The organism is Candidatus Nanopusillus massiliensis (assembly GCF_920984865.1).
Window position 1 is genome coordinate 575,320 of sequence record NZ_OV100765.1, and the last position, 552, is coordinate 575,871.

The 552-nt window shown below is 26.9% G+C and carries 1 protein-coding gene (only partly in view); it reads left to right on the forward strand.

The genetic code is table 11. The features are described 5' to 3' along the window. A protein-coding gene (locus LUA84_RS03710) for a His/Gly/Thr/Pro-type tRNA ligase C-terminal domain-containing protein (protein ID WP_457913394.1) crosses the window boundary here: on the forward strand, positions 1–306 show its 3' portion. 63 nt of this gene lie to the left of the window's left edge; 306 of the gene's 369 nt are visible here — the last part of the coding sequence; its start codon lies beyond the left edge, outside the window; the stop codon is at positions 304–306. Positions 307–552 lie beyond the last annotated feature (246 nt).

Genomic DNA, 552 nt, shown 5'->3' on the forward strand with positions numbered 1-552 from the left:
CCATTTAGAATATCTATTGGAAAAAAGGAATTAGAAAAAAATACNCTTACAATATCTATAAGACAATATAAAAATAAAGCAAAAAACAATGAAGGAAAAGCAGAAAATTTATTAAATGAATTAGATAGATTAATGATTGAATATGACAAAGAATTGAAAGAAAGAGCAAGAAAATATTTTGAGAATAAAATATTAAAATTAGATAATTTGAAAGATTATTACAATAATTTAGATAAAAATGTAGCATTTAAAGTTCCTTTCTGTATGAGAGAAGAATGCGCAAAAAATATTAAAGAAAAATATTAATTNNNAGTAAGAGGAACTGATATTATACCAGAAATTCGAAAAATAAAAAATGTATATTTTGTAATAATGATGCAAAATATTATGTATATATAGGAAAAAGCTATTAGTGNNGCCGTAGGCTGCTTTTAGTATATATTCTTCTAAGCGGACAAGCCTTGTACCGCCAGGACATACTTCTCAAGGTGCATATACCCTCTCCAAGTTTACCCGGAGTTGCCTCCAGGATATTAACCATTCATCTTCATC